Annotated in this window: 23 protein-coding genes; 4 read left to right on the top strand and 19 right to left on the bottom strand. The window is 50.4% G+C overall.

Features of this window, described 5'->3' with window-relative positions:
- Positions 1–108 precede the first annotated feature (108 nt).
- The 16 genes from purD to GPK90_RS12655 form a co-directional block, all read right to left on the bottom strand.
- Positions 109–1,386: a phosphoribosylamine--glycine ligase gene (gene purD / locus GPK90_RS12730; RefSeq protein WP_118529490.1), complete on the bottom strand. Its 1,278-nt coding sequence runs from the start codon at positions 1,384–1,386 to the stop codon at positions 109–111.
- An 87-nt stretch (positions 1,387–1,473) separates the two neighbouring features.
- Entirely contained in the window at positions 1,474–2,067 is a 594-nt protein-coding gene (purN, locus tag GPK90_RS12725) for a phosphoribosylglycinamide formyltransferase (RefSeq protein ID WP_118298512.1), read from the bottom strand.
- Positions 2,061–3,092, bottom strand: a complete 1,032-nt coding sequence (gene purM, locus GPK90_RS12720; protein WP_118298513.1) for a phosphoribosylformylglycinamidine cyclo-ligase — start codon at positions 3,090–3,092, stop codon at positions 2,061–2,063. Before purM ends, purN begins: the two co-directional genes overlap by 7 nt.
- Positions 3,093–3,313: 221 nt before the next feature.
- The gene (gene purE, locus GPK90_RS12715) at positions 3,314–3,832 is read right to left on the bottom strand and encodes a 5-(carboxyamino)imidazole ribonucleotide mutase (protein ID WP_215703148.1); all 519 of its coding nucleotides are present in this window, start codon (positions 3,830–3,832) and stop codon (positions 3,314–3,316) included.
- Positions 3,833–4,382: 550 nt separating this feature from the next.
- Positions 4,383–6,452 carry an aminopeptidase gene (locus GPK90_RS12710; RefSeq protein WP_215703147.1) on the bottom strand — a complete coding sequence of 690 codons (2,070 nt, stop codon included), beginning with the start codon at positions 6,450–6,452 and terminating at the stop codon, positions 4,383–4,385.
- Between the two features lie 19 nt (positions 6,453–6,471).
- The gene (locus GPK90_RS12705) at positions 6,472–6,789 is read right to left on the bottom strand and encodes a calcium:proton exchanger (protein ID WP_118529487.1); all 318 of its coding nucleotides are present in this window, start codon (positions 6,787–6,789) and stop codon (positions 6,472–6,474) included.
- The gene (locus GPK90_RS12700; protein WP_215703146.1) at positions 6,770–7,237 is read right to left on the bottom strand and encodes a VanZ family protein; all 468 of its coding nucleotides are present in this window, start codon (positions 7,235–7,237) and stop codon (positions 6,770–6,772) included. The genes GPK90_RS12705 and GPK90_RS12700 overlap by 20 nt, the downstream gene beginning before the upstream one ends.
- Positions 7,238–7,403: 166 nt before the next feature.
- Complete coding sequence (locus GPK90_RS12695) at positions 7,404–7,553, bottom strand: hypothetical protein (RefSeq protein ID WP_182426546.1); 150 nt, start codon at positions 7,551–7,553, stop codon at positions 7,404–7,406.
- A gap of 15 nt (positions 7,554–7,568) precedes the next feature.
- Entirely contained in the window at positions 7,569–8,243 is a 675-nt protein-coding gene (gene pyrE, locus GPK90_RS12690) for an orotate phosphoribosyltransferase (RefSeq protein WP_118298518.1), read from the bottom strand.
- A 112-nt stretch (positions 8,244–8,355) separates the two neighbouring features.
- Positions 8,356–9,258 carry a dihydroorotate dehydrogenase gene (locus GPK90_RS12685; RefSeq protein ID WP_118298519.1) on the bottom strand — a complete coding sequence of 301 codons (903 nt, stop codon included), beginning with the start codon at positions 9,256–9,258 and terminating at the stop codon, positions 8,356–8,358.
- Entirely contained in the window at positions 9,255–10,088 is an 834-nt protein-coding gene (locus tag GPK90_RS12680; RefSeq protein WP_118298520.1) for a dihydroorotate dehydrogenase electron transfer subunit, read from the bottom strand. Before GPK90_RS12680 ends, GPK90_RS12685 begins: the two co-directional genes overlap by 4 nt.
- 135 nt (positions 10,089–10,223) lie before the next feature.
- Positions 10,224–11,141 carry an orotidine-5'-phosphate decarboxylase gene (pyrF, locus tag GPK90_RS12675; protein WP_118298521.1) on the bottom strand — a complete coding sequence of 306 codons (918 nt, stop codon included), beginning with the start codon at positions 11,139–11,141 and terminating at the stop codon, positions 10,224–10,226.
- A gap of 318 nt (positions 11,142–11,459) precedes the next feature.
- Positions 11,460–12,227, bottom strand: a complete 768-nt coding sequence (locus tag GPK90_RS12670) for a nitroreductase family protein (RefSeq protein ID WP_215703145.1) — start codon at positions 12,225–12,227, stop codon at positions 11,460–11,462.
- 175 nt (positions 12,228–12,402) lie between these two features.
- Positions 12,403–14,199 carry an oligoendopeptidase F gene (gene pepF, locus GPK90_RS12665; RefSeq protein ID WP_215703144.1) on the bottom strand — a complete coding sequence of 599 codons (1,797 nt, stop codon included), beginning with the start codon at positions 14,197–14,199 and terminating at the stop codon, positions 12,403–12,405.
- 28 nt (positions 14,200–14,227) lie between these two features.
- Positions 14,228–14,902, bottom strand: a complete 675-nt coding sequence (locus GPK90_RS12660) for an LrgB family protein (RefSeq protein WP_118298524.1) — start codon at positions 14,900–14,902, stop codon at positions 14,228–14,230.
- A 2-nt stretch (positions 14,903–14,904) separates the two neighbouring features.
- On the bottom strand, positions 14,905–15,264 hold the full coding sequence (locus tag GPK90_RS12655; RefSeq protein WP_118529483.1) for a CidA/LrgA family protein: 360 nt from the start codon (positions 15,262–15,264) through the stop codon (positions 14,905–14,907).
- A gap of 362 nt (positions 15,265–15,626) precedes the next feature.
- On the opposite strand from GPK90_RS12655, the gene GPK90_RS12650 reads away from it, so the two are divergent.
- Entirely contained in the window at positions 15,627–16,487 is an 861-nt protein-coding gene (locus GPK90_RS12650) for a GNAT family N-acetyltransferase (RefSeq protein ID WP_215703143.1), read from the top strand.
- A 94-nt stretch (positions 16,488–16,581) separates the two neighbouring features.
- Here the strand turns inward: GPK90_RS12650 and GPK90_RS12645 are convergent, their stop codons facing one another.
- The gene (locus tag GPK90_RS12645; RefSeq protein WP_118298527.1) at positions 16,582–17,313 is read right to left on the bottom strand and encodes a GTP pyrophosphokinase; all 732 of its coding nucleotides are present in this window, start codon (positions 17,311–17,313) and stop codon (positions 16,582–16,584) included.
- Between the two features lie 255 nt (positions 17,314–17,568).
- Between GPK90_RS12645 and GPK90_RS12640 the strand changes: the two genes are divergently transcribed.
- Positions 17,569–18,414 (top strand): D-amino acid aminotransferase, encoded by an 846-nt coding sequence (locus GPK90_RS12640; RefSeq protein ID WP_118529482.1) that lies wholly within the window; start codon positions 17,569–17,571, stop codon positions 18,412–18,414.
- A gap of 157 nt (positions 18,415–18,571) precedes the next feature.
- Here GPK90_RS12640 and GPK90_RS12635 read toward each other — a convergent pair whose 3' ends face one another.
- On the bottom strand, positions 18,572–19,225 hold the full coding sequence (locus GPK90_RS12635; protein ID WP_118298529.1) for an endonuclease III domain-containing protein: 654 nt from the start codon (positions 19,223–19,225) through the stop codon (positions 18,572–18,574).
- A gap of 81 nt (positions 19,226–19,306) precedes the next feature.
- A complete protein-coding gene (locus tag GPK90_RS12630) occupies positions 19,307–19,549 on the bottom strand; it encodes an acyl carrier protein (protein ID WP_182426547.1) in 243 nt (80 codons plus the stop codon).
- Between the two features lie 407 nt (positions 19,550–19,956).
- Here GPK90_RS12630 and GPK90_RS12625 point away from each other — a divergent pair, with 407 nt between their 5' ends.
- Together GPK90_RS12625 and GPK90_RS12620 are read left to right on the top strand one after the other, a co-directional pair.
- Positions 19,957–20,649, top strand: a complete 693-nt coding sequence (locus GPK90_RS12625; protein WP_118298532.1) for an iron-sulfur cluster assembly scaffold protein — start codon at positions 19,957–19,959, stop codon at positions 20,647–20,649.
- A gap of 19 nt (positions 20,650–20,668) precedes the next feature.
- Complete coding sequence (locus GPK90_RS12620) at positions 20,669–21,688, top strand: GGGtGRT protein (protein ID WP_118298533.1); 1,020 nt, start codon at positions 20,669–20,671, stop codon at positions 21,686–21,688.
- The last annotated feature ends 200 nt before the right edge of the window (positions 21,689–21,888 follow it).

The raw sequence follows: 21,888 nt of genomic DNA, 5'->3' as shown, positions 1-21,888 counted from the left end.
TGCATGAGAGCAGAAAAACCGGCGAAGATTTATTCATCGCCGGTTTTCTCAATATCAATCTGTCATTTTTCTTCTGATCCTGCAGATCCAGAAAATTTTCCGGATCACTTACGCCTCGTCGATCGCCCGTCCAATATCATGTCTCATATACTTATTCTCAAAGGAAACCCACTCCGTCGCCTCATAGGCTTTCTTTCTGGCTTCCTTCAGGTCTTTTCCGGTTGCGGTCACACCGAGGACACGGCCGCCGTTTGTGACGATCTGGCCTTTGTCGTTGAATTTTGTTCCGGAGTGGAAGACATAATAGTCGTCTTTTCCCTTGAACTTCTCAAGTCCTTCGATCGGGAATCCCTTTTTGTACTCGACCGGGTAGCCGTCGGATGCAAGGATAACGCAGACCGTCGCACGATCATTGTCGAACTTTAAGTCTACCTTATCGAGCGTTCCGTCGATGCACGCCTCAAAGACGTCCACGATATCGTTCTCCAGTCTCGGAAGAACAACCTGCGCCTCCGGATCGCCGAATCTCGCGTTATACTCCAAGACCTTCGGTCCCTCCGGTGTCAGCATCAGTCCGAAGAAGATCACGCCCTTGAACGGTCTTCCCTCTGCCTTCATCGCATCAACGGTCGGCTGGTAGATGTACTTTTTGCAGAATTCATCGACTTCCTCCGTGTAGAACGGGCTCGGGGAGAAGTTTCCCATACCGCCTGTATTTAAGCCCTGGTCGCCGTCCTTTGCACGCTTGTGGTCCTGGGCGGAACTCATGATCTTCACGATATTTCCATCCACAAAGGACAGAACGGAAACCTCACGGCCGGTCATAAACTCCTCGATGACGATCTCATCCCCTGCGGAGCCGAATTTCTTATCCATCATGAGCGTCTTCACGCCCTCTTTTGCCTCTTCCAATGTCTGGCAGATCAGAACGCCCTTTCCGAGCGCAAGACCGTCCGCTTTTAAGACGATCGGCATCTTCGCCGTCTCAAGATACTCCAGCGCCTTCTCCGGGTCTGTGAATGTCTCATAAGCGGCTGTCGGGATATGATATTTCTTCATGAGGTCCTTGGAGAATGCCTTTGAGCCCTCAAGGATCGCCGCATTCTTTCTCGGTCCGAATACGCGGAGTCCCTCTTTCTCGAAGACATCCACAATCCCACCGACGAGCGGATCATCCATTCCGATCACGGTCAGGTCGATCTCTTTCTCTTTTGCAAATGCAACTAATTTATCAAATTCCATGGCTCCGATCGGCACGCACTCCGCCACCTCGGAGATTCCGGCATTGCCCGGCGCACAGTAGATCTTGTCGACTTTTTTGCTCTGGGCGACCTTCCATGCGATCGCATGCTCTCTTCCGCCGCTTCCAACGATTAAAACCTTCATCTATTCTTCCTCCTGTAAACTTCCCTATGACATAAGCCGACTGTCCTGGCAACATGTAAAAATACATATCAGCCAGGACAGATACGATCAGATCTCGTGGTTCGCGATCATGTCGATCGCCTTCGGAAGGATCTTCCACTCCGCCTGCTCCATGACACGGCGCTGAAGAACCTCCGGCGTATCGCCTTTTTCCACTTCAACCGCTTTCTGCAGGATGATCGGACCGGAATCCATTCCCTCATCCACAAAATGCACCGTCGCACCGGTGATCTTTACGCCTCTCGCAAGCGCAGCCTCGTGGACCTTCAGTCCGTAAAAGCCGACACCGCAGAAGGACGGGATCAGGGACGGATGGATATTGATGATCTTATTTCTGTATTTTTCGATCATAGCCGCCGGGATCTTTACCAGGTATCCGGCCAGCACGATCAGATCCAGATGGTAGGAATCGATCTTCGCGACAAGCGCCTCATTAAATTCCTCTCTGGACGCAAACTCCTTCGGGGACAGGCATTCTGCCGGGATCCCGTGCTTTTTCGCGCGTTCTAAGGCAAATGCACCCGCATTGTTGCTGATCACGACCTCCACCTTCGCATTGCGGATCGTACCCGCATCGATCGCATCGAGGATCGCCTGAAGATTTGTTCCTCCTCCGGAAACGAGAACGCCGACTCTTAACATAAGGTCACTCCCTTTTCTCCTGCCTCGATGGAACCAATGATATACGGGGTATCTCCCGCTGCCTTCATGGCTGCCATCGCCGCACGGACATCCTCCTCAGCGACTGCAACGACCATACCGATTCCCATGTTGAACGTGTTGTACATGATCTTCTCATCGATCTCACCCTTCTGCTGCATCATCGGGAAGATCGGCGGGATCAGATAGCTGTCCTTGTGGATCACCGCACGGACGCCATCCTTTAACATACGCGGAACATTCTCATAGAAACCGCCGCCTGTGATATGGCTGCACGCCTTGATCGTAACACCTGCATTCTTTACGTTCTTTAAAGCCTTTACATAGATCCTTGTCGGAGCAAGAAGCGTCTCGCCGAGAGTCTTTCCAAGCTCATCATAATAGGTATTTAAGCCCTCTTTTGTCATCTCTTTCTCAAAAACCTTGCGTACAAGAGAAAAACCGTTGGAATGAACACCCGTGGAAGCCATTCCGATCAGGACATCACCCGGCTGGAGATTCTCACCTGTGATCATCTCCTTCTTATCGCAGACGCCAACCGCAAAACCGGCAAGATCATACTCATCCTCAGCCATCAGACCCGGATGCTCCGCAGTCTCACCGCCGATCAGAGCAGCTTCGGACTGGAGACAGCCGTCTGCAACACCCTTGACGATATCCGCGATCTTCTCCGGATAGTTCTTGCCGCATGCAATATAGTCCAGGAAGAATAACGGCTCGCCGCCCGCACATGCGATATCATTCACACACATCGCAACTGCATCGATACCGATCGTGTCGTGCTTGTCCATGATCATCGCAAGCTTTACCTTCGTTCCGCATCCGTCCGTACCGGAAAGAAGAACCGGCTCCTCCATATCCTTGATCTTTGCAAGAGAAAAAGCACCGGAAAATCCTCCAAGACCACCTAAAACTTCCTCACGCATCGTCTTCTTCACATGCTCTTTCATCAGCTCCACAGACTTGTAACCAGCCTCAATATCAACTCCGGCTTTCTTGTAATCCATATGTATTCCCGGCTATCGCAGACATCCAAAAGATGTATGATAGCTTTTCCTTTCCTTAATTTTTCTATATCAGATGATATCGTGTGCAAAATTTTTTGCCCCCTGATACCGTATTGTTCCACACTTCGTGCTCCTGCAATTTCCTAAAACAGCCATACTCTGCTCATTTTCCTGCGCAAAACGGCTGCTTATTCATGGTTTGGGATAGTGGTATCATCCGATCACTTCTTCATGGAAGCAAGATACTCCTTATATCCGATATTGTCGAGCTTCTCCGCCTTGCTCTCCACTTCCGTCTTCATCTTCTCAGAATAAGCCTTTAACTTTTCAAGGAGATCCGCATCCGAAGCCGCAAGGATCTTTGCAGCAAGAATACCAGCATTCTTTCCGCCGTTGATCGCTACCGTTGCAACCGGGATCCCGGACGGCATCTGCACGATCGAATAGAGGGAATCCACCCCGCCAAGGTCAGAAGTCTTCATCGGGATTCCGATAACCGGAAGCGGGAAGATCGCTGCACACATTCCCGGAAGATGAGCCGCCTTACCTGCACCGGCAATGATCACCTTCATGCCCCTGCTCTCAGCACTCTTCGCATACTCAAAGAAAGTATCAGGCTCCCTGTGTGCGGAAATGATCGTCATCTCAAAATCAATCCCAAACTGTTCCAGTACCTCGGCAGCCTGCGCCATAACCGGCATATCAGAGTCACTGCCCATTACAATTCCAACTTTTGCCATTGTCTTTTCTCCTTATGAGTGTAACAAATATTGATAAGTTTCACTAATATATAGCATTTGAATAACAATAATTCCTTATCAATCATAATACAAGGTTTTTCCATGCACGTCAAGTGGGAATCGTAGATTTTGCCACATCCCCGCACGAGCGTCCCTCCAATCTTATTCCTGCCACTCCTCAGCGATGCGCCCCACGCGAGCATACATCTGCCGCATCTCTCAGCGATGCGCCCCGCGCGAGCGCAATCTCTGCCACATCCCAGCGGTGAGCTTCCGGGCTGGAGTGCCTTGATCCGGGGATCTGGCTTCCTCTTAGCCCGCGGGTGACTGCGTTGAAAACAAGACGACACTTGTCTGAGCGCAGCGAGTTGTGTCGTCTTGTTTTCGCCCTTAGCAGTCACCTGCAGGCTTAGAGGAACCATCCCCGCATCCCTGTGCACTCCAGCCCGGAAGCTCACCGCGTACCCTCGCCAATACACAAAAAAGGTGCCCCCGAACATGCAGCCCACCTGCACCTCCAAAGGCACCCATTTCAACTTAAAAAGCGATCTTACTCCTCCCCCAGCGGCCTGTTCAACTCATCCAGACCCGCCAGCACAAATCTCCCATCAAGGATCAGATCCACCTTCGTCCCATCCTCACGCACAGCCGAAATCCTCTCCAGCTCCTTATATGGGATCGTAATATCCGTATGCACTCCGAAATACGCCTTCGAGACATCTTCCTTCCGCAAGATTGAAACCTCATTGTCCCGTGCGATCATCTCTTTCCCATCCGGATTATACATCGGACTGTCCTCCGACCAGCTGTAACAAGTATCACCGACCGCAAAATGCGGTCCCATCTTCTCCACGATCAGGATCGGCAGCCGGTCCAGGATCCCAAACTTCTCCGCCATCGCATACGCTGTCGTGTTCGTTCCGATCGCAAACTCGCCGAGCGGCAGGATCTCATGTCCATTCATGATCCCCTGCACGATCAGGCGGTGTCCCGCCTCTTTATCGATCTCCCCATTTTCCGCAAAGTTGTCGCAGACTGCAGAAACCACACGTCCATCTTTGAACTCCATCAGCAGATTCCGGTACTGGATATCTCCGATATAGACTGTTCCCACATTTAAGATTCCGTTCGTCCCCGCAAGCTTCGGGGAAGTGAACACCTCACCGAGAGGAATATTCACATCGGCCACGCAGTTCTCAAACTTCGTCTGCTTTTCCGGATCAGAAAGGGCCGCCAGACGTACCTGCATGTTCGTCCGGTTCTCACCTTTTCCGATCACTTCCACATACTCTGCCGTATCGAGCACATCGATGATCTTCTGCTGCATATCACGGTAAAGCTCGTAGTCCAGAGTGTTGATCCGGATCGTCTCTTTAAATATTTCCGGGAAGTGTTCCCCGATCGCCGGAACCGGGAATGCGATGATCGTGAAGCTCGTCTCATCTCCCGGAATATACTCGTTCACGACCGGCATGGAAAGATTCCGGTACTCCAGATAAAGATTCTGCTGTTTCTCCGTAAACGCCCACGCCTCCGGCTTGTTCACCGGCTCAAATCCCGTCTCACCGAACGTCTCGATGACCGCCGGTCCCGCATAGACAGCCGCGTCCTCCTTATACTGTTCATACGCCGTCTTCAAAACGCCGATCTTCCGGTCACGGAACGCCTTGTCCATATAGACCGCGCTGTCATACCGGTGATCATAGTCGTACTGTCTGTTCGGGGAAGACGATGTATAGCCGCCGCGCCCCGCCGGATTCCGGTTGATGCTGCCGACCGCACCTCGCGGGAAGATCACAGAAAGACCTGCTGCCTCGAAATTCTTCACCGCCTGGCGAACCATACGCTCCATTCCGACCGGATACCGGATTGCCGCCGTTTCCTTCTTTGCGAGATCACGTCCCATGACCTCAAACCCGCGGATATATCCGTCTGTATAGGTATCCGCCATCTTCCTGATCTCTTCCTCCGGCAGGCTGTTTAAGAACGCCGCTATCTTTTCCTCCTCCGGGGAGATATACTCGCCGAAGCGGTACAGGTAAGAAAGATCCGAGAGATCACTCTCCATGATGATCTTCTTCGCAAAATCAAGCGTCGGATCGACACTTTCCCGCACACGGTAAGTCAATGTCACATCACAGTAATCGCTCGCACTCCAGTAGAGGACGTCCTTGATCTCCTTCGCCGCCGGAAGCGCCTCGCCCTCAAACAGGTTGTAGATCTCGATCAGCGCCTCGTTTCCGATCACGAGATCGAGAACACGCCCCTCAAATGCATAGACGATGTCCGCACGGATCTCCGCATAGAGATAAGAAAGAAGCTTTCCATACTCCTCTCCGAGCGTCTGCACAGCATAAGCCGGATTCGCATAACTTGTCTCATAAGCTCCCGGGAGAACGTCCGCATAGAGCTTCTGATTTAAGGCTCTCCCCTCTTCCAGAGTCATCTTGTCAAGACTTCCGTCTTTCTTTGCCTTCAGGACTTCGCCGCACTGAATGATGAGCTCCGTCACCTTTTTAAAATAATCCCGGTAAACTTCCGGTACTGTCTCTTCCGTCAGAAAATCCCGGATCCGCGCCATGGAAAGGTCATAGCGCTCTCTGATCAGATCTTGTTCCATGTCTCATGCCTCCATTTCATTACAGAGCAAATACGATCATCAGTGCCCACACGAGCAGCAGGATCCCCGCCGCCGCGAGACAGATCTTCGCCAGAATGTAATTTTTCTCCTTCTCCATCATCGCGAAGATCCCGTAGACCACCGATGATACCGCAGTGATAATACTGCAAAAACCCAGAGCTGCTGCCGCAAGCGGCGCATTCCCCTGGGTGTGATAGGAAAAACCGATGGCCGCGGCGTAAAAAAGAAGCGCCGCCGCCACAAGTCCCGCCGCCACAAAACTGTTTTTTGCCAGCGGCTTTTTTATATACGATACTTTATTTCCGATTCGTTCCACTGTATCTCTCCCACACGCCTTTCGCAAGGGCAAAAATAATATACCCGACAAAACCGCCGATGGTATTTAAGAGCAGATCATCCACATCGAAACTTCCAACCTTGCCGACGAGCTGCATCGTTTCCACGGTGAGACTCATGGCAAAGCTTAAGATCACGGTGATATACCAGTGTCTCGTCCGCTCCCAGATGACCGGCAAAAAAAAGCCAAACGGCATAAACGCCAGCACGTTGCCGAAAATATTTAAAAATACCGCGCGCCAGCCAAGAATGTCCCTGTATAAAATAAAACGCCGAATCTCTTTAAAAAGGGTCAGGTTGTAGGAATATTCGGCCCTTGCGTCGGGGCTGCGCCCCATTTCTTCGGCGAAAAACAGGAAATATGTCAGCAGAACCAGATACAGGACGAAAATGACCGCCCCAAGAATCCGATGTCTGTGTTTTTTCATCTTCAAACTTCTCCATTTTTATTTTCTCCCGTTCCCGGGCAGGTGCTTTCCCGCATTCTTTTCGCATTTCTTGCAGAACCGGACCTTACGGGAGAAAAGCAGGAAAGGAGATGCCGCCATTTCAGCCGCATCTCCCGCTGCATCATCTTTCCCTGAAATCAATTTTTTAGAAAGTAATATCTGATTTTCTCTTAAGAAGCAGTGCGCCGTTCACGATCGCGATGATCCCGGCAGCAAGTCCGACAGATGCAACGATGATTCCGACCGCGATGCTCGCTGCGCCTGTGTTTCTCATGGTCTTATAAATCTTTTCCATAGAACCGCTCCTTTATTATTTTACACCATACTGCTCATAGTATGCGTCGATCGCTGCTTTTAATGTATCGTCAATGATCACTTTTCCCTTGTACTCCTTATTGTAAAGGTGCTCAACGACTTCCTTCATGGTTACGATCGCTGTTGTGCGGAAACCGTATTTCTCCTGGATCTCTGTGAGTGCGGATTTCTCGCCTTTTCCTCTCTCGCAGCGGTCAACAGAGACAACAAGACCGAGAACATCGACATCGCCCTGTGCCTTGATGATCGGAAGAGTCTCCTCGATGGAAGTACCTGCTGTTGTTACATCCTCGATGATCACAACCTTGTCACCGTCAGCGATCGGGCTGCCAAGAAGGATTCCCTTGTCGCCGTGATCTTTTACTTCTTTTCTGTTGGAGCAGTATTTGATGTCTGCGCCGAAGTGCTCGTTGATCGCCATGCTGGTCGCAACAGTCAGCGGGATTCCCTTGTAAGCCGGTCCGAAGAGAACATCGAAGTCTGTTCCAAATGTGTCATTGATCGCTTTCGCATAGTACTCGCCGAGCTTGCGAAGCTGAGCGCCTGTGCGATAGAATCCTGTGTTTACGAAGAACGGGGTCTTTCTTCCGCTCTTTGTCACGAAGTCTCCAAATTTTAATACGCCGCAATCAACCATGAATTCGATAAATTCCTGCTTGTACTTTTCCATTTTTCATCCATTCCTTTCAAGATAATATACTGTTTCGCAGATTTCCGATATCGTTATCTGCCGGCTTTTTGTCAGATGGCGTCCCTGCCGTGCAGGAATGCGATCATTATGTTCAGTGTACGGCGCCGATCAGCTCGTGGATGTCCTCCACGCCGTACTTCTTCATATATGCCTCAATTCCCTCGATCACCTGGATCGTTGTATCCGGGTTGATGAAGTTCGCGGTTCCGACGGACACGGCTGTCGCGCCCGCGAGGATGAACTCCAGCGCGTCCTCAGCTGTCATGATGCCGCCCATTCCGATTACCGGGATCTTTACTGCGTTCGCAACCTGATATACCATGCGGACAGCGACCGGTTTGATCGCCGGACCGGACATACCGCCGGTCTTGTTTGCCAGCGCGAAGGTCCGCTTATTGATGTCGATCTTCATACCCGTGATCGTATTGATCAGGGATACCACGTCCGCTCCGCCTGCCTCAACGGCTCTTGCCATCTCCGCGATGTCGGTCACGTTCGGGGAAAGTTTCATGATCACCGGCTGCTTTGCAACCTTTTTGACTGCCTTTGTGATCTGCTCCGCGCATTTCGGATCCTGACCGAACGCGATCCCGCCTTCCTTTACATTCGGGCAGGAGATGTTGATCTCGAGCATGTCCACGTCGGCGTCCGCAAGGCGCTCCACAACGTCCACATAGTCGCTCTCGGACTTTCCGCAGACATTGACGATGATCTTTGTATCATGCTGTCTTAAAAACGGAACGTCGCGCTTCATGAAAACATCAACACCCGGTCCCTGAAGACCGATCGCATTTAACATTCCGCCGTAAACTTCCGTCACACGCGGAGTCGGATTTCCCGGCCACGGAACATTTGCGATTCCCTTTGTCACAACAGCTCCGAGACGGTCAAGGTCGATCATCTCGCCGTATTCCATACCGGAACCAAAGGTACCGGAACAGGTCATCACCGGGTTCTTTAACTCCACACCGGCCAGTGTTACTTTTGTATTCATGCCTGTTCCTCCTTTTTGATCATGATGCCGGAGGCGATGCGCTCGCGCTGCTCGTCCGGAGTCAGGAGCTCTACCTCTTCGGCGCGGAAGACCGGACCGTCCTTGCAGATCCTCTTGTTTCTCACGTTGCTGTGCTCATCGATGTCTTTGCTGTGGCATACGCAGCCAAGACAGGCACCGATCCCGCACGCCATCTTCTCTTCCAGGGAAATGTAACACTCGATCCCGTTCTCCATCGCATAGGCTTTCAGTGCCTTTAACATCGGAGTCGGTCCGCATGCGTAGATGATATCCGCGGTGAGCTTCTCCGCGCGGATCGCATCGATGACATTTCCTTTTGTTCCGACGCTTCCGTCCTCCGTTGCGATCACAACATCAGCATATTTGCGAAGCTCGTCCGCAAGGAAGGTCTCCTGATCTCTGTAACCGATGACTGCTGTCTTTTCGCAGTCCAGGTTCTTCGCGAGTTCCAGCATCGGCGGGATTCCGATCCCTCCGCCGATCAGGAATGCCTTTTTCTTCTTTAAAGGGAATCCATTTCCCAACGGCCCCATAATATCCAGGGTATCGCCTGCCTTGCATTCGGAAAACTCCTTTGTGCCGGCTCCCGCGATGCGGTAAACGATCCGAAGTCTTCCATTCTCCTTGTCCGCCTCACAGATACTGATCGGACGCGGAAGAAGTTTTGACGGGTCATTTGTGTAAACAGCGATAAACTGTCCCGGAACAGCCGCTTCTGCCATCTCCGGTGCGTCAAGCCACATGCTGTAGATCCCCTCCGCCAGCTTCTCCTGGCTGTGGATCACAGCGTTTACTTTTTTCTGTGCCATGGTTCCCTCCTTATTACAACACATCAGCCACGGACGAATGGCCATGGCTGATGATTATTTTTTCAATGTGGATCATTCCGCAGTTGTACAGCTTTTCTGGTTACAATACTTTTCTGAACAATTGCGTTTTTTCATTTATAATACAGAATTGATATCTGCGATCATGTCGATAACGGCCTGTCTGGATGCCTCTGCAAAGTGCTCCGGACCGAATTTCGCATATTTCTCCTGCTTATAAGCTGCGATGATACCACGGGAGGAGTTTACGACAGCTCCGAGTCCATCTTCGTTAAAGCAGTGCATTAAGTCTTTCGCAGTACCGCCCTGTGCACCGTAACCCGGTACCAGGAAATAAGTCTTCGGCATGAGCTTTCTTAAGATCTTGCTCATCTCCGGATAAGTAGCGCCGACAACCGCACCGACGTTGCTGTAATCGCCGTCCATGCTCGCTTCGCCCCACTCAACGACCTTCTCAGCGACTAACTCATAGAGAGGTCTTCCGTCTACAAGACGGTCCTGGAACTCACCGCTGGACGGGTTGGAGGTTTTAACGAGAACAAAAAGTCCTCTGTCTTCATCGTTGCAGACATTGACGAACGGTTTGATGCCGTCTGTTCCGAGGTACGGATTTACGGTAATGAAGTCTGTATTGAAGCCACGGCATACGTTGCTTCCGACTTTTACGCTTCCGATATGTCCAACTGCATACGCGGAGGAAGTGGATCCGATATCGCCTCTCTTGACATCGCCGATCACAAGGAGTCCCTTGTTCTGGCAATACTCGATCGTGCGGGCATATATTTTAAGACCCTCAATGCCAAACTGCTCATACATTGCAATCTGCGGTTTCACTGAGGGAATCAAATCATAAGTGTTATCGATAATTTCTTTATTAAACTGCCATACAGCCTCGGCAGCGCCTTCCATGGTCTCGCCGAAGTCCTTGAATGCTCTCTGTACAATATGGTTCGGGATATAACCTAACATAGGGTCAAGACCGACGCAGATCGGTGCCTTTGTCTTCTGAATCTTCTGTATGAGCTGACTGATCATAGTTTCCTCCTCCGATGTAGTTACGTTTCTAAAACACCTTATTCTTACCAATTTTAGCATAAGAGTTTTTCTGTTTCAAGTAAAAATATAGGTTCTGAAAAAATTTCCGCATTTTGCAAAGATTTTTCAAATATTGTGACAGAAGTCTTTTTCTGCATCGTTATGATGTTCAATTCATTTGCTAAACAAAATGGAATGTGCCTCGGCACATTCTCGCGCCGAGCGCGGTCGCCTGCGACAACCTTCATCTTCGCGCGAGTGCGCATCTTAGGCACCTGGTACCCACGCCAGCTGCCGTTCTCTGTTTTTATACTTTTATCAACTGTGGAACATGATCGTACAGACGTATTCCCCGTTCTTGTAATCTTTCTTCGCGAACTGGTCTTCCACCTGGGTCTCCATGTTCATCCAGAGCTCCTCGGCGGCCAGCATGATGTGGGAGAGCATGATGCCGATGTTGAATTCCTTAAAGGCGCGCTTTTCTTTTCCGGAAAACGGGAGTGTTTTTTTCGCAAAGATATAGATCCGGTCCGAATAGACGACAAAGCGCCATGGCTGGGAATTGAATGAGGACGGAGCGAGTCTCGCGGCACGCAGGATCGCCTTCACCTGCTCCCCCGGTTCGTCCTTGAACGCGCAGAGCGCCGCAAGGGAAGCGCGGTGAGCCAGGGAAGAATCGCGGGACGGGCGTCCCGCAGCCCGTCCGAACGCGATCACGAGGAAACGTTTCAGACCGTCTTTTTTCTCCTCTCCGGCCTTCGTCGCCCCGAGATAACAGGTTCCGAGTTCCTTTGATGTGAGGTAAAGGACTGCCTGCTCAGCCGCATATCCGGCATTCCGCACGGACAGCTGGTCATTCCCGCAATAGACGGCAAGATAGTACGGCGCCTCGACCTTCCAGAGACCATGGATCTTCCGCTTTCCGTCTGAATTGTCTATGATCTCAAATTTTACCGTTTTCTCCTCATCGAGGAGCGCGATATTTTTCAGATACCGCTCCAGCGCCTCCAGCCGTCCCGGTGCAAGTTTCTCCATCTCATACTCGCGGACCGAACATCTGTTAAAAATCGCCTCATAAATACTCATAACCGCTCGCCTCTTCCCCTCATGCCGGATGATCGATCGCCAGATCCGGCAAAACTGTCAATTCCTTTTTTCCATCCACTCCGGTCCGCTCCTCACCAATTCAGTCCGGAAGACGGTCTGACAAGATCCGCCCCGCAGCTGATCACACGGAATTTTCAGTTCAGAAAATTTCCGTTCATGAAAAGGAACCTTCCAACTCTTTGATGAGTCCTTCAAACACCTTCATCGCCTCATTGACGACATCCGGCTTTTCCATGTCAAGCCCGACTAACTTTAAAAGCTCCACCGGCGTCTTTGAGCATCCGCCCTTTAAGAACCGGAAATAACCTTCTTTTGTCTTTTCGTCCCCAGAAAGGATCCGCCTTGCGATCGCCATCGCCGCGGAAAATCCTGTCGCGTACTGGTAGACATAAAACTGCATGTAGAAGTGTGGGATCCGCTCCCACTCATGATCAATGTCCTCATCGATCACAGTCTCTTCTCCATAATACTCCGAATTCAGCTCATGGTAAAGACTGCAGAGCAAATCTTTTGTGAGAGGAGTCCCGCTCCAGGAAAGCCGGTAAGTCTCTGCCTCAAATTCCGCGAACATCGCCTGGCGGAACAGCGTTGTGCGGAAACGCTCAGCGAGCTGGTTGATGAGGTAAAACTTCTCCTTCCTGTCCTTCGTCTCATTGATCATATAGTTTAAGATCAGGATCTCATTGCAGGTCGATGCAACCTCCGCCACAAAGATCTTATATCCGGCATACGTGTAGGTCTGGTTGGCATTGGAGTACCAGGAGTGGATCGAATGTCCCATCTCATGTGCCAGGGTGAGGACGGAATCCAGCGTTCCGTCAAAGCTCATCAGCACGTACGGATGCACGCCGTAAACGCAGTTCGAGTAGGCTCCGCTCCGCTTTCCCTCATTTTCATAGACATCGATCCAGCGGTTCCCGAAACCATTCTTTAAGAGGTTTAAATATTCCTCTCCGAGAGGTTTTAATGCCTTCAGGATCAGTTCCTGTGCCTCTTTATAGGAGTACGTTTTCTCATACTCATCCGTGAGCGGCACGTAGAGATCATACATGTGCAGCTCCGGAATGTCCAGGCATTTTTTCCGGAATCCCATATACCGGTGCAGCAGCGGGAGCGCATCATGGACTGATTCCAGGAGGTTATCGTAAACACGCTCCGGGATCTCGTTTTCCGCAAGGTACATGGCTCTTGCCGACGGATACTGACGCATTCTCGCATAGAAATTTCCCTGCTTGACATTTCCCTCGTAGGTTGCCGCGATCGTGTTCGCAAACTGGCGGTATCCTTTGTAGAGGGAATGGAAAGCCGCCTCTCTGACACTCCGCTTTTTGCTCTCGATAAGTTTCCCGTATCTCGCGTGGGTCACCTCAACGAGTTCCCCGTTCTCGTCCTCAACCGGGTCAAATTTCAAATCTGCATTATTAAATAAGGAGAATACCGATGACGGAGTGTGCGCGATCTCGGAAGCAGACGCTAAGATTGCTTCCTCCTTCTCTGAAAGCATATGCGGTTTTTTCGCGAGCAGACGTTCGATCTGGAGTTTATACGCCTTTAACTCATCCGTTTCCAGGAATCCGTTCATCGTCTCATCCGGGATCTCCAGGATCTCCGGCTGGGCGAAGGACGAAGCAGCCATTGCTTTTACCGCAAGAGACTGGACTCTGGACACCAGTGCCTGATTCTCGCTGACAGAGGTATCCTGATCGCGTTTCTGCATCGCATACGCATAGAGGAGAGAGATCGTCTCATCCATCGATTCATCAAATTCCAGGTAACTTTTAAGCAGATCTGCCGAACTTCCGAGTTTTCCCCGGTATGTCTCATACCCCGGGATCCGCTCTTCCACTCCGTCCGCAAGTTCTTCAAACTTCTCCGGCGATGCGATCATGTCCTCCAGTTTCCAGGTATCCTGTTCTCTGATCTCTGAACGTTTCTTTACTCTCTCAGCCATGGTTTTCTCTCCTTTTGCACTTTTTATTTTAGAGCAATCCTGACATGATCGGCACTGCAACGACCGTCATAAGGCCTGCTACCGCGATCGACAGGCTGCTCATCGCACCTTCGACCTCGCCGAGCTCCAGCGCCTTTGCGGTTCCGATCGCATGCGCGGAAGTTCCGAGTGCCAGTCCTTTCGCGATCGGTTCCTTGATGCCGACAAGCTTAAACCAGCCATCTGCAACGATATTACCGAGGATTCCCGTCAGGATGATGCTGACGATCGTCATCGTCACGATCCCGCCGGCTTCCTCCGATACTCCCATTCCGATCGCTGTCGTGATGGACTTCGGAAGCAGGGAAACATAGTGGACATGTTCCAGACGGAAGATCATGGACATCACATAGACGCTGACGACACTTCCGATGACTCCGGCTGTGATCGCTGCTGCGACTGCTGTCAGGTTCTTCTTTAATAATTCTAACTGCTTATACAGTGGAATTGCAAGACAAACCGTTGACGGTGTCAAAAAATAACTGATATAGGATGCACCTGTGTTGTAATCGGTATAGCTGATCCCGGTCGCTTTTAAGAATGCGATCACAAGGATGATCGCGACGAGCAGCGGGTTTAACACTGGCCATCCGAATTTTTTCTTTAACTTCATACCGATCAGGTATGCGAACAGACTGATAAATACTCCAAAGTACAATGACATTTCTATTTCTCCCTCTTTTTCTGTCTCTTGATGATCCACTCTGCCGTCTTGCCGGTGATGGTCATGACGATGAAAGTGGTCACAAAGGTGATGATGAGCATCGGGATCATAATGGCTTTTAACTCTTCGATCTTATCGATGATCCCGACAGCGGCCGGAATAAACATAACCGGCATCAGATCCAGAAGCAGGTTTCCCGTCACTTCCACATCAGAAAGGGAGATCACTTTCGTGCATAAACCGCCGAGAAGAATGAACAGTCCATACACTCCGGCGGGAACCGGCAGCGGAATGAACATATTCAAGAGTTCCCCCACCATCGTGATCCCGAAAATGATCACAATTTCTTTCACGTACTTCATTTTTGTTTTCCTCCTGTTGTCAGATTCTGTCTCTGTTTTCTGCGATCTTCGCAGGCTTGCGGAGAGACAGTATAAAATGGTCCAACCATTTTTGAGACTAGGAACCATTTTATCACCCCGTTTGCATGGCGGCAATAGAAAAAAACACGGAAAATTCCTTGAATTGAAGTATTTTTCTGTATATACTTATCTTCATCTGAACACGATGGCGGCAGTGATTCTATGGTGCGGAATTTGTCTCTCTTCCGCATTTCACTTCTGCATTTTTATCCCCGGCAGATAAAACTCCCGCCGGATCCACATACTTTGTTCCTGAAAGGGAATGTTTTTCACCGATTTTTCCACTTAGTTACAGGAGGTTTATGATGAAATCATACTGCGTCTCTTCTTTAGATTCTTTCCGGAAAGACCAGATCCAAACCATGGTAAATACATGCACAGCTCACGATCACACCTCGCTCTCTTTCCCTTTTGAGGATGCATCCCTGTTTCTTTTTTCTGAATACGACGGGCGCATCGTCTCCGCCATCGCTTTTGTTCCGGTGGACGACCTTCTGTTTGAGTGCTCCGCCTTTACAGACCCGGAATTCCGCGGTCAGGGACTCTTCTCTGCGCTTCTGGATCAGGGGATCCAGGAACTTCCAGAGGATTCCGAACTGCTCTTCTATGTGGATCAGAAAGACCGGAACACTGCCGCTGTCCTTGAGGCGATCGGAGCGGAACAGGACTCTGAGGAACATATGATGGAGCTGCTGCCGGAGGATTTTTCTACTGCTGTCCGGCGAACTGACCATGCGGAATCTGCGGCTGCACCATCCGGCTTTCTCACCGATGTTCAGCTCGAAACTCTGGATATCGACGGGACCCTGACACTCTGTTTTCGATCCGGACATGCCATCGTAAATTTTTCTGTCTTCCCGTCCCACTACTATCTCTACGGTTTTGAAGTGGAAAGATCGCAGCGTGGAAAAGGATACGGAACCTCATTTTTACAAACTGTCCTTGTAGGACTGTTTTCAGACACCGAAAATCTCCTGACGGATCTTTACACCGGTCGGACTGTTTCCGACACCCCGGTCGCGGTTTCATCCCGCACCGGTGCTTCTGGTGATCATAAACGTCCGGTCCTCCTTCAGGTTGCCGGAAATAACACTCCGGCTCTTGCCCTGTACAAAAAAACAGGGTTCCGGATCACCGAAACCCTGTGCTGCTATCTCTATTAAGGACGCATTCGACAAACAGCTTTTTCCTCAGCTTTCTTTTGTCGTCTGCCCGCTCTTCTCTTTTTTGCATCTGCTGCCGGCTGTTCTTTTCGGCCTACGGCAGATCTTTATCAAACTTGAGGGGATTTTCCCTGCTTTCACGGTCTTCGATTTTCCGGCGAAGCGCCAGCATTTTAAGATCCGTCTGTGCGATCACCTCTGCACACTCTTTCAGTTCATCGCTGATCTCACTCGCATCTTCCACATCCTTCTTATACTTCATCTGATGATCCAGACTTGCCCAGAAGTCCATCGCGATCGTCCGGATCTGGACCTCCACGCGCATGTTTTCCCTCCGGTCGGAGAAGAATACCGGAACTTCGATGATCATATGGTAGCTGCGGTATCCGTTGACCTTCGGGCAGCGGATATAGTCTTTTACCATGAGAACGTTGATATCATCCTGTCGCGCCAGCATCTCGGCGACGGTATAGATATCATCCACAAACGAACAGATCACGCGGATCCCCGCCACATCGTAGAGATTTTCCCGCACCGACTCTACGGAGATCGGGAATCCTCTTCTGTGGAGTTTTTCGATGATGCTCTCCGGCTTTTTCACTCGGGATTTGATCATCTGGATCGGGTTTCTCTGATTCCGAACTGCGAGATCGTCGTTCAATACTTCCAATTTCGTCTTCACTTCCCGGATCGCGCATGCGTAGCGCATATTTAACTCCCGGAACTGACGTGCCTCATTTAAAAAGCTCTCCGGGATATCGATCGCTCCCGGCGCGTTGACAGCCGACTGGTACAGTTCACCATTTGGGTTCATACTGATGTTCATTGGTAATTTCCTGCACTTTCCTTCAATATTATGCTCGCCACCCATTTCTGCACAGGTGGTTTCTTTTCATGATCATTCCTATTATACCGGAAAATATGCCATATTACAACGAAAGATTTCCGAACTTTTTATGAAGTTTCCACAACCCTGTTCACCCCATATTCTTTACAACGCCCGCGTTTCATGCTATGATACCACAAAGGGAACAAGCCCTGCCCTTGTGCCGCAACCACTTGAATTCAGGAGGAAATCATTATGAAAACACTTGGATATTACAATGGGAAATTCGGTCCTCTCGAGGAGATGACCGTGCCGATGAATGACCGTGCCTGCTACTTCGGGGACGGTGTATATGAAGCAACACTTGCAAGAAACGGAAAGATCTTCGCCTTAAAAGAACATCTCGACCGCTTTTTCAACAGTGCGGGCCTTCTCAGGATCGAGATTCCTTATACACGGGAAGAACTGACCGCGATCCTCTATGACATGCTCGCGAAGATGGACGACAGCGATATCTTCATCTACTGGCAGATGACCCGCGGAACCGGCATCCGCCAGCACCAGTTCCCGGAAAAAGGCACAAAACCGAATCTCTGGATCTTTATGAAACCGGGAAAACCGGCAGATTCCAGCAAACGCCTGAAGCTCACCGATGTTGAGGATACCCGGTTCCTTCACTGCAACATCAAGACCTTAAACCTCCTTGTGAACGTTATGGCTGCTGAGAAAGCCGAGTCCATGGGATGCGGGGAATGCGTCTTCCACCGCGGCGATGTTGTCACCGAGTGCGCCCACAGCAATGTCTCCATCATCAAAGATGGGATCTTCAAGACTCACCCGACCGACCACTACATCCTCCCGGGCATCACAAGAATGCACATCATCCAGATCTGCAAAGACAACGGGATCCCGGTCGATGAGACACCGTTCACAATGGCGGAACTCATGGATGCCGATGAGATCATAGTCTCCAGCTCCACAAAATTCTGCTCTCCGGCTTGCGAGATGAACGGAACTCCGATCGGCGGAAAAGCTCCGGAACTCGTAAAGCTGATTCAGGAAAAATACATGGAGAAATTTGAGAACGAGACGGCAAACTAGGTCAGAGTTCCTGATTTCCCACTGCACGATCGCAAAAACGAATCCTGATACCAAAAAGGTCAGAATGGACGCCTTTCCATTCTGACCTTTCTTTATATTCATTTACACGATCTGCCACCGATAGTTCCGTTCGGATTCATGGCAGTTCAGACCTTCTTTACTCGACCCCGTTCTTCTCGCAGAACTCCGCCAGGCAGCACCTGTCACAGTACGGCTTTGTTCGCGCAGTGCAGACAGCCCGTCCATGTTCCACGAGGCGGTGGCAGAAATCATTTCCTTCCTCCGGCGGAATGATCTTCCAGAGCGCCATCTCAACTTTTTTCGGGTCCTTGATCCCGTCCACGAGACCAATCCTGTTTGTCAGGCGGATGCAGTGGGTATCGGTGACGATCGCCGGTTTTCCGAAGACATCACCCATGATGAGGTTCGCACTCTTTCTTCCGACGCCCGGGAGTTTTAAGAGTGCGTCAAAGTCATCCGGCACATTTCCATGATACTGTTCCCAGAGGATCTTCATGCAGGCGCTGATATCGCGCGCCTTGCTCTTCCCGAGTCCGCAGGGACGGACGATCTCCTCGATCTCGTTCACATCCGCTTCCGCCAGCGATTTCACATCCGGGAATTTTTTATAGAGATCCTGAACGACCACATTGACTCTCGCATCCGTGCACTGGGCCGCCAGGCGCACGCTGACCAAAAGTTTCCATGCTTCGTTGTAATCCAGCGTGCAGTCCGCATCCGGATACTCTTTTTTTAATGCCGCGATCACCTTCGCAGCAAGTTCTTTTTTCTCTTCCAGTGTTTTTTCCATATGTATTTTCTCCTGTCCTCCGGTTCTGCTGTACGAGCCGCTTTCCGGTATCCGGCTGCGGCTTCACACCTTTTTGGCCGGTCACTTTCTCCCGTTTAACTGATCCAGCACATCCTGGACCGTCATATACTCCACATGTTCCGGCATCTCGATCGCAGCGCCGAAACGGTCGTCTACTTCCGATATAAAATATACAATCAGAAAGGAATCGAGACCAAGATCTCCGATCAGAAACGCATCCTTTTTGATCGGCGTATCGACATACGCTTCCAGGATCTCTCCGAGAATTTCCAGTTCCTGCTCTTCCTTCCGTTCGATTTTCATCTTTGCATCCTCATGAAGGTTCATTGATCCACCTCGTTATTTTTTACATGAGCCGCCGATCGTTTCCCGCACCAGGCAGGATCTGACCGCCGCCCCGATCACATTTCGTTCCTTTTAGTATAACGCTGAAATCCCGGGTTTACAATCTCTTTTCTCTTCTCCTGTATGAACAGGATTTCATTGGTTTGATCCATCGTTTTTCCGCTATATAGAATGTGTTTCGCAATAAGAAATCCCATTCTTATTCCTACCCGGGGAGGTTCTTTTTTCTGTTGAAATTCCTTCCCAAAACCTGAATATTTTGGAAAAAGGTATGGACGAAACTTCATTTTTGTGAGAAAATGGAACGGGTATGATGTGATTTTTTTAACGAGCATTAAAAACCATATATTGAAAGGAGTCTCAACATGATTTATTCACATGAAGTAGAACAGATGTGCACGGTTGCGCAGGGCGTAAACCATGGCGCAGCTCCGATCCCGGAGGAAGCGAAATGGGTACAGTCCAAGGAAATCAAAGATATTTCCGGTCTGACACACGGTATTGGCTGGTGCGCTCCGCAGCAGGGTGCCTGTAAGCTGACCCTGAATGTAAAGGAAGGTATCATTCAGGAGGCTCTTGTGGAAACCATCGGATGTTCCGGTATGACTCACTCCGCAGCTATGGCAGCAGAGATCCTTCCGGGCAGAACAATTCTTGAAGCATTAAACACAGACCTTGTCTGTGATGCGATCAATACAGCAATGAGAGAGCTCTTCCTCCAGATCGTTTACGGAAGAACCCAGAGTGCATTCTCCGAGGAAGGTCTTCCGATCGGCGCTGGTCTTGAGGATCTCGGTAAAGGTCTTCGTTCCCAGGTTGGTACGATGTACGGTACTTTAAAGAAAGGTCCGCGTTACCTCGAGATGGCAGAAGGTTATGTTACCGGTATCGCTCTTGACGCTGATGACCAGATCATCGGCTACCAGTTTGTAAACCTCGGCAAGATGACCGACTTCATCAAAAAAGGCGACGATCCGACAACTGCTTACGAAAAAGCAAAAGGTCAGTACGGCCGCGTAGCAGATGCAGTGAAGATCATTGACCCGCGTCAGGAATGATTGGAAGGAGAAGAAAACAATGGCATTATTTGAATCCTATGAGAGAAGAATTGACAAGATCAATTCCGTTTTAAACAGCTATGGCATCGCATCCATTGAAGAAGCTGAGAAGATCACAAAGGATGCAGGCCTTAACGTATATGACCAGGTAAAGAAGATCCAGCCGATCTGTTTCGAGAACGCATGCTGGGCTTACACAGTAGGCGCTGCAATCGCAATCAAGAAGAACTGCCGCCGTGCCGCAGACGCTGCTGCTGCGATCGGTGAAGGTCTTCAGGCTTTCTGTATCCCGGGTTCCGTTGCTGACCAGAGAAAAGTTGGTCTCGGACACGGCAACCTCGGAAAAATGCTCCTGGAAGAGGACACAGACTGCTTCTGCTTCCTCGCAGGTCACGAGTCCTTCGCAGCCGCTGAGGGCGCGATCGGTATCGCTGAGAAAGCAAACAAAGTTCGTAAAAAACCACTCCGTGTTATCTTAAACGGTCTCGGAAAAGACGCTGCACAGATCATCTCCCGTATCAACGGCTTTACTTATGTTGAGACAAAGATGAACTACTACACAGGCGAAGTTGAGGAAGTTTTCCGCAAATGCTACTCCACAGATCCGGAGAGCCCGCGTGCAAAAGTAAACTGCTACGGCGCTAACGACGTAACAGAGGGCGTTGCGATCATGTGGAAAGAGGGCGTAGACGTTTCCATCACCGGTAACTCCACCAACCCGACCCGTTTCCAGCATCCGGTTGCAGGTACATACAAGAAGGAATGCGTAGAGAAAGGCAAGAAGTACTTCTCCGTAGCATCCGGCGGCGGCACAGGCCGTACTCTTCACCCGGATAACATGGCAGCAGGTCCGGCTTCCTACGGTATGACAGATACCATGGGACGTATGCACTCCGACGCACAGTTCGCAGGTTCCTCCTCCGTTCCGGCTCACGTTGAGATGATGGGTCTGATCGGTATGGGCAACAACCCGATGGTCGGCGCTACCGTTGCTGTTGCTGTTTCCGTACAGCAGGCTGCTGATGAAGGTAAATTCTAAAAAAATCAGGCGCTTCCTTGCGAAGCATCATACGAAAAACCCGGGGATCATAATTCCCCGGGCTTTTCTATTTATGCGAACAACGAACCAAAGTCCGCGCTTGCACGAGACCTTGGCGACTGTCGCGATAACAAGGGAAAAACTGCGAATCGTGTTTTCACTTGTTGACATCATCAAAAACTTCACGCTCAACCGTATCT

The organism is Clostridium sp. MCC344 (assembly GCF_018785365.1).
Lineage (GTDB): Bacteria > Bacillota > Clostridia > Lachnospirales > Lachnospiraceae > Pilosibacter.
The sequence above is the reverse complement of the archived record's forward strand: the minus strand, read 5'-3'. Positions and strand labels throughout refer to the sequence as shown.